At 64.0% G+C, this 13,658-nt stretch carries 13 protein-coding genes; 6 read left to right on the top strand and 7 right to left on the bottom strand.

Going from position 1 to position 13,658, the window contains the following annotated elements; genetic code table 11:
• Positions 1 to 6 precede the first annotated feature (6 nt).
• From ubiT to norR, 5 genes are all read right to left on the bottom strand, one after another.
• Positions 7 to 489: a ubiquinone anaerobic biosynthesis accessory factor UbiT gene (gene ubiT / locus HNO52_RS00710; RefSeq protein WP_197567181.1), complete on the bottom strand. Its 483-nt coding sequence runs from the start codon at positions 487 to 489 to the stop codon at positions 7 to 9.
• Positions 490 to 898: 409 nt separating this feature from the next.
• Positions 899 to 1,666 carry an ABC transporter permease gene (locus HNO52_RS00705; RefSeq protein WP_197567180.1) on the bottom strand — a complete coding sequence of 256 codons (768 nt, stop codon included), beginning with the start codon at positions 1,664 to 1,666 and terminating at the stop codon, positions 899 to 901.
• Positions 1,667 to 1,668: 2 nt separating this feature from the next.
• Positions 1,669 to 2,649 (bottom strand): ABC transporter substrate-binding protein, encoded by a 981-nt coding sequence (locus HNO52_RS00700; RefSeq protein WP_197567179.1) that lies wholly within the window; start codon positions 2,647 to 2,649, stop codon positions 1,669 to 1,671.
• On the bottom strand, positions 2,646 to 3,422 hold the full coding sequence (locus tag HNO52_RS00695) for an ABC transporter ATP-binding protein (RefSeq protein ID WP_197567178.1): 777 nt from the start codon (positions 3,420 to 3,422) through the stop codon (positions 2,646 to 2,648). The genes HNO52_RS00700 and HNO52_RS00695 overlap by 4 nt, the downstream gene beginning before the upstream one ends.
• 88 nt (positions 3,423 to 3,510) lie before the next feature.
• On the bottom strand, positions 3,511 to 5,034 hold the full coding sequence (gene norR / locus HNO52_RS00690) for a nitric oxide reductase transcriptional regulator NorR (protein WP_197567177.1): 1,524 nt from the start codon (positions 5,032 to 5,034) through the stop codon (positions 3,511 to 3,513).
• 142 nt (positions 5,035 to 5,176) lie between these two features.
• Between norR and ytfE the strand changes: the two genes are divergently transcribed.
• Positions 5,177 to 5,833, top strand: a complete 657-nt coding sequence (ytfE, locus tag HNO52_RS00685) for an iron-sulfur cluster repair protein YtfE (RefSeq protein ID WP_197567176.1) — start codon at positions 5,177 to 5,179, stop codon at positions 5,831 to 5,833.
• Between the two features lie 75 nt (positions 5,834 to 5,908).
• A complete protein-coding gene (locus HNO52_RS21200; RefSeq protein WP_197567175.1) occupies positions 5,909 to 7,030 on the top strand; it encodes a methyl-accepting chemotaxis protein in 1,122 nt (373 codons plus the stop codon).
• A 69-nt stretch (positions 7,031 to 7,099) separates the two neighbouring features.
• Here the strand turns inward: HNO52_RS21200 and hemN are convergent, their stop codons facing one another.
• Together hemN and HNO52_RS00670 are read right to left on the bottom strand one after the other, a co-directional pair.
• Complete coding sequence (gene hemN, locus HNO52_RS00675; protein WP_197567174.1) at positions 7,100 to 8,485, bottom strand: oxygen-independent coproporphyrinogen III oxidase; 1,386 nt, start codon at positions 8,483 to 8,485, stop codon at positions 7,100 to 7,102.
• 111 nt (positions 8,486 to 8,596) lie between these two features.
• Positions 8,597 to 9,808 carry an NnrS family protein gene (locus HNO52_RS00670; RefSeq protein WP_197567173.1) on the bottom strand — a complete coding sequence of 404 codons (1,212 nt, stop codon included), beginning with the start codon at positions 9,806 to 9,808 and terminating at the stop codon, positions 8,597 to 8,599.
• A 51-nt stretch (positions 9,809 to 9,859) separates the two neighbouring features.
• On the opposite strand from HNO52_RS00670, the gene HNO52_RS00665 reads away from it, so the two are divergent.
• The 4 genes from HNO52_RS00665 (at position 9,860) to nosR (ending at position 13,656) form a co-directional block, all read left to right on the top strand.
• Entirely contained in the window at positions 9,860 to 10,300 is a 441-nt protein-coding gene (locus HNO52_RS00665) for a YbaN family protein (RefSeq protein ID WP_197567172.1), read from the top strand.
• Positions 10,301 to 10,342: 42 nt separating this feature from the next.
• Positions 10,343 to 10,789: an Rrf2 family transcriptional regulator gene (locus tag HNO52_RS00660; RefSeq protein WP_197567171.1), complete on the top strand. Its 447-nt coding sequence runs from the start codon at positions 10,343 to 10,345 to the stop codon at positions 10,787 to 10,789.
• A 103-nt stretch (positions 10,790 to 10,892) separates the two neighbouring features.
• Complete coding sequence (locus HNO52_RS00655) at positions 10,893 to 11,204, top strand: c-type cytochrome (protein ID WP_197567170.1); 312 nt, start codon at positions 10,893 to 10,895, stop codon at positions 11,202 to 11,204.
• Positions 11,205 to 11,508: 304 nt separating this feature from the next.
• Entirely contained in the window at positions 11,509 to 13,656 is a 2,148-nt protein-coding gene (gene nosR / locus HNO52_RS00650; protein WP_232090459.1) for a transcriptional regulator NosR, read from the top strand.
• The last annotated feature ends 2 nt before the right edge of the window (positions 13,657 to 13,658 follow it).

The raw sequence follows: 13,658 nt of genomic DNA, 5'->3' as shown, positions 1-13,658 counted from the left end.
AATCGTTCAACGTTCCTGGCGTGCCATGCGTTCGAAGCGCACCAGCCATTCTCCGAGCCGGCCCTGGGCCAGCCCTTCCTCGCGGCCATCCAGCAGGTTCTTGACCATCAGCCCGAGCTCGGTGTCGCCCTCGATCACCAGCCGGCGCTGGAAAAACAGCGCGTCGGGATCCTCGCGCCGGGTCGCCAGGCACAGGAATTCGCGCCAGCCGCCGCGAATGGTGGCCTCGCCCGCCTCCGAGCTGAGCCTGAAGCGCTCCTCTTCGAGGGTCAGCGTCAGGATCATGCCCAGATCCTCGACATGCAGCGAGATCCGCCGCCCCTCGAGCGCATCGAACTCGCCCTCGGCCAAGGGTTCGGCGAAGGTGCGATTGAGCAGCGGCTCGATCAATTGGCGCTTCAGCGTGAGCGGCACGCGCGGGTCGATGGCGCGAATCAGGCGGATCGGGGCGGGCGGACGTGGCAAACGCGACAGGGGCAGCGGAAACATAGCGACTCTCCGAAGGAGCGAACCAGTGGATTCGGCGCGACCACAGGCCGCGAAACCGTCCATCCTAAGCCCGACGCCGCCCATCTGCACTGATATGCGTCAAGCTCGTGCCAGTGCCCCCGACCGGGGCCTTGGCTACCATATATAGCCAAGCCTGGCGGATCAAGCACCACATCTAGACTTTATTTTAAACGGTAGCGCTTGCATTTCGGTAACTGCCTGATCCCCAAGCGCCAGTATCGGGAAGCTGGCACGGCGATAGGCAAGGATGGCAGCGAAGCGTTGACGAAGGTGGCACGAAGGCAGAGTCTCAAGAAATGCCGGGACGACGGAAAGCGGCCGGAGCGCTGCGATGCGACGCTCCGGCACGTGCCGGCAAGAGGCTCTTCACAGTGATCTCAGTGACTGATCAAAGGTACTGATAGCGAAGAAGGCGGTACTTGATGCGCTCGAGGATGACCTGGTCGATCACCGCCGCGAGCACGGCGATGACCAGAATATTGGTCATCACGCCGGTCATGTCGGCGATCTCGCCCGAGTAGGCCAGCGACTTGCCGAGCCCGGCGCTGAAGCCGACGATCATTTCGGCCGAAATCAACGCACGCCAGGCGTTGCCGAAGGCGAGCTGGGCGCCGGTGATCAGCTCCGGCGTCACCGCCGGGAAGTAGACGCGCTTGAGCATCTGCATGCGTGACGCGCCCATCACCCGCGCGGCATCGATATGTACCCGCTCGACGCTTTCGGTGGCATTCATCACGCTCAGCGCCGTGGGGAAAAAGGCGCCCACCGCCACCACCACGATGATCGGCAGGTTACCGAAGCCCATCAGGATCAGGAACAGCGGTACCCAGGCGATCGAGGGGATCGACTGCAGGATGATGATGGCAGCCTTGAGAGTGCTGCGCACCGCATTCAACGTCCCGCCGACCAGCCCCAGTACGATGCCGGCCAGCAGGGCCGCGCCGTAGCCCGCCCCCAGCCGTCCCATACTGTTGCTGAGCCCGTGATAGAACTCGGCACTGCCCAGCTCACGCCACAGGCGCACCAGCGCCACGGGCACGTCGGGCATCAGGAAGCTCGGCAGGAACCAGGCGGCCACCTGCCAGAAGAACAGGATCAGGACGATCGCCAGTACGTAGGCCCGCTTGCTGGCCACGCCGGTCGCGGTATTGCCCATGCTCACAGTTCGCGCTCTTCCTGCCAGGAGAGATCCAGCAGTGCATCCACGTCGAAGGTCTCACCCTCGAGAATGCCCTGGGCCTGCATGATCTCGGCCAGCTCCTTCATGCGCCCGATGTCGTCCTCGGTCAGCTCGGCGCTGAAGTTGTTGGTGGCGATGGCCTGAGCGATCACCTCCTCGCTGGGCACCGTGCTGCCGTCACGCGCTTCGATCACCTCGTCGTTGACGAAGTAGTGGGTGATGTAGGGCGCAGCCTCCTCCGGTGAGCTCTCGAGCATGTCGATTGCCTCGCGCTGAGCATCCATCGCCGCCCACAGCACATCGCGACGGTTCTCCAGCGTCTCGGCGGAAGTGATCACCACCATGCACGGGAACGGCCATACCTCACCGATCTCGTAGATCTCCTTGACCGGCGCCTGAAGCTGGGCGATGCGCGCATAGGGCTCGAACAGGAAGGCGGCGTCCACGCGCCCGCCGGCCAGCGACTGGACCGCCACCGAAGGCGCCACGCCCATGATGTTGAGGTCGTCGGGGCTGAGCCCGGCATCGGCCAGGGTCACGCCCTTGAGCACGATGTCCGCGGTGCTACCCTGCTTCTGCGATGCCAGGCTCTTGCCGGCCAGATCGGCCACCTCGTCGATGCCGGCGTCCTCGCGGGCCAGCAGCGCATGGTAGCCACGCTGGGCGCCGCCGACGATGCGCAGGTCGGCACCGCGGCCGGCCCAGGTAAAGGCATTGGAGAAGCCAAGCACGCCGAGGTCGAGCTGGCCGCCGACGATGCCCTTGATCAGGTCGGTACCCGAGCTGAATTCGATCAGCTCGGCATCGAGTCCGTACTTCTCGTAGAGCCCGGCCTCCTGGGCGAGCATCACCTGGGCGTCGTCCATCACGCGCACATAGCCGACCCGGAGCGGTTCGTTGGCGAACAGCGGAGCGGCCAGCAGCAGAGACAGCAGGGGAGCGATGAGCCAACGTGTCATTGCACGTCTCCTTTCTCGGTTTGACGTTCGGTTTCCTGAGCCTGCGTATCGATGCCGAGCAGCGATAGCACCTCCCGGCGAATCCCGGCGAAGGCCGACAGGTCATGGGTTTTGGGGATGTGACCGAGGGTGATTTCCTTGAGCACTCGTGCCGGGCGGTGGCTGAAGACCAGCACGCGGTCGGCGAGATAGAGCGCCTCGTCGACGTCGTGAGTGACCAGCACCACGGTTGGGCGCTCCTCCTCGATCAGATCCTTGAGCACGCTCTGCAGCGTCAAGCGGGTCAACGCATCGAGGGCGCCGAAGGGCTCGTCGAGCAGCAGCACCTTGGGCCGGGCGATGAAGGCTCTGGCCAGGGCGCAGCGCTGGCGCATGCCCCCCGAGACCTGATGCGGGTAGTAGGCCTCGAAGCCGTCGAGCTTGACCCGCGCCAGCCACTGAACGGCCAGTTTATGGGCTTCGCCCGCCGGCCGCCCTTGGAACTCCAGCGCAAGGGCAACGTTTTGCCTGAGCGTCATCCACGGATAGAGCGCATGCTCCTGGAAAACCAGGGTGCGCTCGGGCGCTGGCCGCTCGACCGAACGACCGTCGGCTTTCACCTGGCCCCCGGTCGCGCTCTGCAGGCCCGCGACCATGTGCAACAGCGTCGACTTGCCGCAGCCGGACGGACCGACCAGGGCAACGATTTCGCCGTCGCGAATGGTTGTGTCGAAGGTGTCGATCACCTTCAGGTCGCCGAAGGACTTGGTGACCCGTTCGAACTGAAGCTGCATATGAGCGTCCGGAACAACTATATATTCAAAAATGGAATACTAGACAGTTCAGTATATAACCATTTTGCCGATCTTGAAAAGCCGAAGGCTACTTTATTCCCAGCCGGCGTGCCAGCTTGTGCAGGTTGCTTGGGTCGACGTCGAGCCGCCTGGCAGCTCCCGCCCAGCTGCCGTCGCAAGCCGCCAGGGCCGTGCGTATGGCGTGGCGTTGCACCTCGGCCACTTGCGCCTTCAATGCCGGCCCCGCGGCAGTGGTCTCGGGCACAGCGGGCTGCGCTACGCCGCCCACAGACCTCACGGCGGGAAGGTCGAGCCACTCCGGTACAAGGGTGACGATGTCGTCACGCCGCGCTCCGTGGCCCAGCGCCTTGATCGCCGCACGGCTGATCACGTGCTCGAGCTCGCGGACATTGCCGGGCCAGGCGTAATCGAGCAGAGCCGTCTCGGCCGCCGGCGCCAGACGCAGGCTGCGAACGCCCAGCCGGGCGCGGTTGATCTCGAGGAAGTGACCGGCCAGCACCAGCACGTCGCTGTCGCGCTCGCGCAGCGGCGGAATCGCCACCGGGTAGACCGACAGCCGGTGATAGAGGTCGGCGCGAAAGTGGCCGTCGCGCACGCCGTCGGCCAGATGCCGGTTGGTGGCGGCGATGATGCGCACGTCGACCCGCCGCGGGGTGTCCTCGCCCAGGCGCTGGATCTCACCGTTCTGCAGCGCACGCAGCAGCTTGGCCTGGATCGGCAGCGGCAACTCACCCACCTCGTCGAGAAACAGGGTGCCGCCGTCGGCGGCCTCGAAGCGCCCCGCCCGGTCGGCCGTGGCTCCCGAGAAGGCTCCCTTGACGTGACCGAACAGCTCGCTCTCTGCCAGCGTCTCCGGCAGCGCCGCGCAGTTGACCTGAACCAGCGGCTGCTCACGGCGCGGCGAGCGTTGGTGCAGGCGACGAGCAAACAGCTCCTTGCCCACGCCGGTCTCACCGCTGAGCAGCACCGGCAGGTCGGACTCGCCCACCACGTCGAGCTCGTGCAGCAAGCGTTGCAGTACCGCACTGTGCCCGAGAATCTCGCCTCCCTCTCCTGGCGCTGAAAGAGTGGGCACGCCCTGGCGCGCCATCCGCAGCGCACGCACTTCCTGCTCCAGGCGAGAAACGCGCACCGCGGCCTCGACCAGCAGGGCATAGCGCTCCAGCAAGAGACCGGACGCCTCGTCGAAAGTACCGGCCACCAGAGCATCCAGGGTCAGCACGCCCCAGGGCTCCCCCTCGACGTGCAGGCTGATACCCATGCAGTCGTGCACATGCAGCGGTTCATCCGGCTGTTGCTCGACCAGCCCGTCGTAGGGATCGGGCAGTGTCGAGTCCGGCGGGAACAGCGTCGAGCGGCGGCTGGTGAGGATGGTGGCCAGGCGGGGATGACGGGCCACGTCGAAGCGCCGCCCCAGCGCCTCGCGTACCAGGCCGTCCACGGCCACCGGCGCCAGCACGTCGTCCTGCAGCCGCAGCAGGCACACCGCGCCGCAGTGAAACCCCTCGCGCAAGGTACGTACCAGGCGCTGCAAGCGCACAGCGCTGGGCAGGTCGGCGGCGAGATCGGCAAGAAGCGAGTGATCGAGCATGGTTTAATTTACCCAGCAAAGGTGTAATTAACCTTACCCGACTAGGGTATTTTTCACCACTGACTAACTTAACTGATTGAAATAAAAACCTTGGCACGGCGATTGCTTAGACAGGAAGACATCATCATTAGAGGAATATCGTATGAGCCTGCTGGAACAGTCCGTTGGACGCATCGCCCTTTCGCTGCCTGGCGCCACCCGTATTTTTCATACTCACAGCATCGACTTCTGCTGCGGCGGGCGCATCAGCCTGAGCCAGGCCGCCGAGCGGGCCGGCCTGCACGTTGACAAGCTGGTGGCCGAACTCGAAGCGCTACCGGCCGTCAGCAGCGAGCAGCGCGACTGGCGCGAGGCCAGCAACGACGAGCTGATCGACCATATCCTCACCCGTTATCACGACGTGCACCGCGAGCAGCTACCTGAGCTGATCCGCATGGCGCGCCGGGTCGAGCAAGTCCACGGCGACCACGACAGCTGCCCCAACGGGCTTGCCGACCTGCTGCTGGTGATCTATCAGGAGATGGAGAGCCATATGCAGAAGGAGGAGCAGATCCTCTTTCCCATGCTGCGCCGTGGCCTGGGCGCCCAGGCCCAGGGGCCAATTGCGGTGATGCGCCATGAGCACGACGACCATGGCGAGAACCTCGAGCAGGTGATGCGACTGACCAACGACATCACCCCGCCCAAGGGGGCCTGTACCACCTGGCGCGCTCTGTATACCGGTCTGCGCGAGTTCCGTGAAGACCTGATGGAGCACATTCACCTGGAGAACAATCTGCTGTTCGAACGGGCCGTCTGACATCGGTTCGTGCCGCCGCCCGCTTTGCCGGGCGGCGTTTTTCCCGCCTCGACACCCCTGCGTAAAGGAGTCCCCATGCGCTTCTGGAAACGCGCCCCAACCTCAGCGAGCGCCGCCTCGCCAGACGACGCCGCCACACCGCTCGACGAACGCGACCGGATGCAGGCGAGGATCGATACCCTGGAAGCCGAGCAACGGCTCCACCAACACCTTTTCTCCAACCTCACGGGCTTTGGCGACTCCATGGTCGCACTGCGTGAATCCTTTTCCGAACTCTCCGGCCTATTGGTGGACAACCAGCGCATCACCGATCATACCGCCAGCGAATCATTGCAGAGCCAGGAGGCGCTCAACGCCATAATCGACGCACTGCGAGCACTCAATCAGCGCATCGGCCAAGCCGCCGAGGATGTCTCCTCGCTGCGAGGCGACGCCGATCGCATCGGTAATTTCGTCCACCTGATCGAGGAGATTTCGCTACAGACGACGCTTTTGGCCTTCAACGCCAGCATCGAGGCCGCCCGCGCCGGCGATGCCGGGCGCGGCTTCGCCGTGGTCGCGACCGAGGTACGAGAATTAGCGACTCGTACCGGTTCCGCGACCGAAGAGATCGGCAGCCTCACCGGCAATATTCTCGGCCAGACTGGCAGCGTCGATGGCAGCATGCACCACAACGCCGGTGAAGCCGAGCGTTTGAGTTCCGAAGCCAATCGAGTGATGCAACGCACCGAACAGTTGCTGCACCTGACTCAGGAGAGCAGCCAGGCGTTGGCTTTCTCGGCCATGCTCAGTGAGGTGGAACTGGCCAACCTGGAAGAGCTCGAGGTCAAGCTGGAGGTGTATCGCATTTTGATGGGACTATCAGCGAAGACCGCAGCGGAACTCCCGGACGAAACCCAGTGTGCTCTGGGCCGTTGGTATTACGAGGGTACCGGTAGTGCCCGCTTCCATAGCGACGAGGATTTTCAGGCGCTCGAAGCGCCCCACCGGGAGGTGCACCGCCAGGCGATCCAGGCCGTGAGCCTGTTCCATGCCGGCGAGACCGAGGAAGCGATGCAGGCCCTGGCCAGGATGGAGGCGGCCAACCTCGATGTCATGAAGCGGCTGCGCTATATCATGCGCAAGTATCGGCCCCGCAAGGATAGCCATGCGGTCATGCCCCAGGAGAAGGCCGCCGCGCTTCACGCACCTGCCTGAGCGACAAACACTGGCAGAGCGCGGAACGGTGCCCCGCAGGGCGCCGTCCTCATCTGGAACCAGGGCAAATCACACCGTGCGCGAGAAGCGGCCTTCGTGCGGCGTCAGGTAAGCATCGAAGGCCATCGCCATGTTGCGCATCATCAAGCGGCCGGCGGGTAGCACTTCGATGGTGTCGTCGCGGATCGTCAGCAGGCCGTCCGCCTGCATCTCCTCGAGTTCGTCGAGGGCATCGGCGAAGTAGTCGCGGAAGGCGATGTCGTGGCGCGCTTCGATGGCGTCGAAGTCGATGCGGCCGTGGCACATGAGGGCATTGATCACATCGCGGCGCAGGCGGTCATCGTCGTTGAGGCGATAACCGCGCATCACCGGCAGCCGTCCACTCTCAAGGCGCGCCTGGTACTGAGCGGTCTCCTTGACGTTCTGGCTGTAGCTGTCGCCGACCTTGCCGATGGAAGTGATCCCCAGGCCGATCATGTCGCAGTCAGCATGGGTCGAATAGCCCTGGAAGTTGCGCTGCAGGGTACCGTTCTCCTTGGCCAGGCTCAGCTCATCGCCAGGCAGGGCGAAGTGGTCCATGCCGATGTAAACGTAGCCGGCCGCGGTCAGGCGGCGAATGGTCAATTCCAGCAGTTCCAGCTTGCGCTCGGGCGGTGGCATGTCCTCGGGGCGGATCAACCGCTGGGCCTTGAACAGCTCCGGCAGGTGGGCATAGCTGTAGGCGGCGATGCGATCAGGGCGCAGGGCGATGATCTTGTCGAGCGTCGCATCGAAGCTTGCCACCGTCTGCAACGGCAGGCCGTAGATCAGGTCGACGCTGACCGACTGGAAGCCGGCTTCGCGCGCCGCCGCCACCAGTTCGACCACCTGCTCCTCGCTCTGCACGCGGTTGACCGCCTTCTGCACGTCGGGGTCGAAATCCTGTACGCCGAAACTCAGCCGATTGAAGCCGAGCTCGTGAAGCTCGTGGATCTGGGGCGGCGTGACCGTGCGCGGGTCGACCTCCAGCGAGAACTCGCGTTCGGCGGCCTCGGCGAAATGGAAGGCCTCGTCGAGGGCCGCCATCAGCTCGCCGAGCTGGGCATTGCTCAGGTAGGTGGGCGTGCCGCCGCCAAGGTGCAGTTGGGTCATGCGTCGACTCTCGTCGAACAGCTCACCCTGCACGTGGATCTCCTGCTTCAGCCACTCGAGATACTCGGCCGCCCGTTCGGTGTTGTGAGTGATGATCTTATTGCAGGCACAGTAGTAGCACAGGCTCTTGCAGAACGGGATGTGCACGTAGACCGACAGCGGCTTGGGCGCGGCGACGCGGTTGCTGCGCTCGGCAGCGGCGCGATAGTCGTCCTCGGCGAAGGCCGCATGGAACTGTGGCGCCGTCGGATAGGACGTATAGCGAGGGCCCGGACGGTCGTACTTCTCTACTAGCGGGCGATTGAACAGCAGGTCGTCTTGCATGATCGGAACAGCCTCTTGAAACGTCGGCATGGCAAGCCAGGCCTCATGCCCGACAGTATGACATTCGGCGAGAGATAGCGTCTCGACAGCTCGCCTTTCTATTGTCCGGGGTCAAGTCTCGCTTCCCGGGCCAAGTGAGTTAGCCGAGCCAAGTCTGCCGGCAGGCAACCGCTCGGGGATCCGGCCCAACCACGCGGTCAGGCGCCAGGCCACCAGCAGCCAACCCAGGCTCCAGGCTGCTGCCGAGCACCACAGCAGTGTCAGCCAGGCGCTGCCAGCCTCGATCGCCCACAGCCGCAACACGGCAGCGGTAGCGAACAGTCCGGCCAATGGAAGCAGCGCCCATTCGCTCTCGGGGCGCTGTTTCGCTCGTGAGATGACGTGACGCAGCATGATACCGCTGGCAAGCGTACCCAACGCCCCCACGGTAAAGGCGTGCAGCGCCGTGCTGGCGTGTTCCGGCGCCCACCAGCGGTGCGCCAGCAGCAACAACCCGATGGCAATCCAGGCATAGCCCAGCATCAGTACTTGCAGATCGGGTCTTGCCGCACACCGCGCCGGTTCCCAGCGCAGAATACGCCACAGCACCAGCAGCGCTGCCGACAGCGTCAGCAACGCGGCCAGGGGATGCAGCGCCTCCCACGGCGCCAGGAAGGCCGCCATTCCCAGCAGCACGATCAAGGCCGCCTCGATCCGCGGCTGCACACCAGCGCCAGCCTGCCGAGACGCTTTCATCAGGTGCCCATTGACCGCCGGCGCGATGACGCGCCCGCCCATGAACATCATCAGCAGCACCAGCCACAGCACGCTCTGATGCATCAGCGGCGTTGTGCTCGGCATGTCGTCGAGATAGCGCCAGGTCAGGGTCACCACGGCCAGCAGGCAGATCAACCCCAGCAGCGGCGAGAGCAACCGGTTGCGCCATTTCTTGGCGGCTATGAAGCGCGGCACCAGGCGTGCGGCCACCCACAAAGCGAATACGCCATCGGCCAACGAAGCCACTACCGCTCCAGGCCAGTCCAGCACCCCAAGCCGCCCTACCAGCCACAGCGACACCAGCACGAGGAGTTGCCGCCGCGGAACGGGCCCCAGCAAATAGCCGGCGATTACCGCCAGGGCAAAACCGAACAGCATCTCGCGAGCATGGGCGGCCGGCGATGCCAGTTGCACCAGCTCCCAACGGTGAAACAGCGCCAGCAGGGAGAGCGGCACCATCAGGGCGGCATGCAGTGCCGCCAGCGGGAACAGCCAGCGCCAGGCGGGCAGCCGGAGAGAACTGGAGCCGGTTGCAGCGACACCGGACTTGGCAAGAACGTTAAACATGTATATAAAATACTACTTAGTACCATCGTTGGAAACCGCCGCGAGGGAGCCATGAGAAACGGAGCCACGAGGAACAACGCTTCACGCCTGGCCTGGCTCACCCTGGCCTATGGCAGTATCGGCCTGGGTGCCGTCGGCGCCGTGCTCCCGCTGCTGCCGACTACCCCGTTTCTGCTATTGGCCGCCTGGGCGGCGCCCAAGGCCTCGCCGCGCCTGGCACGCTGGCTCTGGCAGCAGCCACGGCTGGGCCCGATCCTGCAGGCCTGGCAGCATCAGCGTGCCGTTCCCAGGCGGGCCAAACGTACGGCAGCGATGCTGCTGGCGCTGAGCTGGTCGATACTATGGTTAAGCGGCATGACTGGCCATGTACTGGCCGCGACGGCAGCGATCTTCTGCTGTGTGACCGCTTTCGTCTGGACGCGACCCGATGCCACACCCCTCGGCGGCGGACGCCACGAGGTGAGTAGTACTGCTATGATAAGAAGGCTTTAGCGTACTTAAATTGATGCTTATCAAGCCAATACTGGACTTGCCATGCACCTGACCCGCTACACCGACTATGCGCTGCGCGTGCTGATCTTCCTCGCCGTCAAGGGCGAGAAGCGCTCCACGATACATGAAATCGCAGAAAGCTTCGGCGTCTCGCGCAACCACCTTATGAAGGTGGTGCAGGACCTCAGCCACCGCGGCTACATCACCACCATCCGCGGCAAGAACGGCGGGCTGTTGCTCAATCGACGACCGGAAGAGATCACCCTCGGCGGCCTGGTAAGGGACACCGAGCACGAACTTGGCTTGGTGGAATGCTTCCGCGACAGTAACGACTGCGTCATTACGCCGGCCTGCCGGCTCAAGCCGATTCTCAATGAGGCCATGGATGCCTTCATGGGCGTTCTGGATCAATATACGCTGGCCGACATGCTCGGCAGGCGCCAGCCACAGCTCGCCCGTTTGATGCAGATTACTACCAGCCCCGTCTGATTGTGCCAAGATTCGTTTTGGCGTGTATCGAGACCGGACGCCAAACGGATTCCTTGCGCTCAGTACTGGCAAGACCGTGAACTAAAAGCATCTGGAGAAAACCATGACGAAAATGATTGCCGCCCTGCTCGCCGGTGCCGCAACCCTGGCCGTTACCGCTTCCGCTCAGGCGGAAGCCGACGGCGAGGCCGTTTACAATCAGGCCTGCATGGCCTGCCATATGACCGGCGCCGCCGGTGCCCCGATCCGTGGAGATGAAGCCGCCTGGGCACCTCGCGTGGAGAAAGGCATCGACACCCTCTATACCCACGCCATCGAAGGTTTCAATGCCATGCCGCCCAAGGGAGGCCAGATGGGCCTGAGTGACGAGGAAGTCAAGGCTGCGGTCGACTTCATGGTCGAGCCGGTCATCTAAACCCAGCGGCTCAGCAACGGTTGGCGCATGCGTGCGCCAATCTGACAGGGTGCCATGCCGTGAATACGCCATGGCGCCCTGTATTTCGTTTCCCCCAACCTCCCCGAATCACCCTTCCCCTCCTTCTCGCCACCCTACCTCCTTGGGATTACTCCCTTAGGCTCCGCTCCCCTCCACCTGGCTCATGACCCACGTCAATTTCCGCTTCAGGAGCAGCTGGCATGATAGGACCCAACGACAAAAGACATATTTTAAATACCTGTTAATCGAGCCTGTATTGGCCGTACAGGTGCGGAAACAAGGAATGCCCATGCCTATCCGGCGCAGCGCCCCGTCTCCCCTGGCTCTTACCTGGCTGATCGGTCTGCTGATGCTGCTCTTGCCCCTGCCGGCCATGGCCATCGAGCTAGGGCAGGTTAGCCCCGGCTTTCCCCAGGCGGCTCAGCTAACCGATACCGAAGGCAGCCTTCCCATCATGACGGTGCAGGACGACGCGGGAGAACCGCTGGGTTACGTCTTCGAAAGCGTCGATATTGCCCCCATCCCCGCCTATTCGGGCAAGCCGGTCAACCTGCTGGTGGGTATCGACCTGGAAGGCCGCATCGTCCTGGCGGATATTCTCTCTCACGAGGAACCCATCATGCTGGTGGGCATCCCTGAAGAGAAGCTGGAAAGGTTTGCCGATGCGCACATGGGCGCCCACGTCAACGACCGCTTGAAAGTGGGCGACAACCTGGATGCCATTTCCGGAGCTACCGTGACTGTCATCGTGGTCAGCGATACCATCCTGCGCGCGGCGCGCAAGGTTGCCGCCGAGCAGGGTCTGATCACCGACCCCTCCGCTGCGCCTCCGGCCCGCGTGCTCAAGGACGTCTATACGCCTGCCGACTGGGAGACGCTCACCGGTGACGGCACCATTCGCCGTTTCCAGCTGACCCACGGCGAAGTGGACGAGACCTTCGTCGGCACGCCCGCCGAGAATTACCTGCATACGCCGCAGCCGGCGGATCGTACCTTCATCGAGATGTTCTATACCTACCTCAACCCGCCTACCGCTGGCCGCAACCTGCTGGGCGATACCGGATACGAGCAGTTGATGACTGAACTCGACGAGGGCGAGCACGCCATTGCGGTGATGGGCCGCGGTGACTACTCCTTCAAGGGTTCGGGCTACGTGCGCGGCGGCATCTTCGACCGCCTGGAGCTCAGCCAGGGCAATACCACCGTCAGCTTTCACGACAGCGACCATATCCGCCTGGGCAGCCTCGGCATCGCCGGTGCACCCGACTTCGCCGAACGCGATATTTTCATCATCCGCGAGAATGCCGCCTTCGACCCGGGCCGGCCGTGGCAGCTGGAACTGCTGGTGCGCCGCGCCTCGGGCCCGCTGGACACCGAATTCAGTCGCTTCAGTGCCGACTACAGCGTTCCCGAGTCCTATATCGAACGACCCGAACCGCCCAAGGAGGAGGCGATCTGGGTCCAGGTGTGGCGCGACAAGGCGTTCCAGATCGCCATCCTTGGCGCCGGCCTGGTGGTACTCACCGGGATCATGCTGTTCCAGGACGTGCTGGTGCGCTACCCGCACATCATGCGTCCGCTGCGCCTTGGCTTTCTGGTCTATACCTTGGTGTTCATCGGTTGGTACTCGCTGGCGCAGCTCTCGGTGGTCAATGTACTCACCTTCACCAATTCTCTGATCACCGGCTTCAGTTGGGGGTCGTTCCTGATCGACCCGATGATGTTCATCCTATGGTCGTTCGTGGCGGTGAGCCTGCTGCTCTGGGGCCGCGGCGTGTTTTGTGGCTGGCTGTGTCCGTTCGGCGCGCTGCAGGACCTGGTCAACAAGGCCGCGCGCAAGCTCGGCGTCAAGCAGTACGAACTACCCTTCGGCCTGCACGAGCGGCTGTGGGCGATCAAGTACATCATCCTGCTGGCACTGTTCGCCGTCTCGCTGCATTCGCTGGGCACCGCCGAGCGCTACGCCGAGGTAGAGCCGTTCAAGACCGCCATTACCCTGCGCTTCCAGCGCGAGTGGGGCTTCATGCTCTACGCCCTGGGCCTGGTCGCGGTCTCGGCGTTCACCCACAAGGCCTACTGCCGCTACGTCTGCCCGCTGGGCGCCGGGCTTGCCATTCCCGCCCGCCTGCGCCTGTTCGACTGGCTCAAGCGTCACCGCGGCAGCTGCGGTACGCCCTGCCAGATCTGCGCCAACGAATGCGAAGTGGCCGCCATCCATCCCGACGGCCGCATCAACGCCAACGAGTGCCACTACTGCCTCGACTGCCAGATCACCTACCACGACGACCGCCGCTGCCCGCCGATGATCAAGCGCCGCAAGCGCTACGAGAAAGCGGCGCGCGTATCGGGCGCCAAGGACCACGTCGAGATTCACGAACCCGCCAATGCCGTCGACCGGCTGCAGCGTATTCCGACCCACCAAGAGGACTGAAC

The sequence above is a fragment of the Halomonas sp. MCCC 1A13316 genome (assembly GCF_014931605.1).
In the GTDB taxonomy this organism is placed as follows: Bacteria; Pseudomonadota; Gammaproteobacteria; order Pseudomonadales; family Halomonadaceae; genus Halomonas.
The sequence above is the reverse complement of the archived record's forward strand: the minus strand, read 5'-3'. Positions and strand labels throughout refer to the sequence as shown.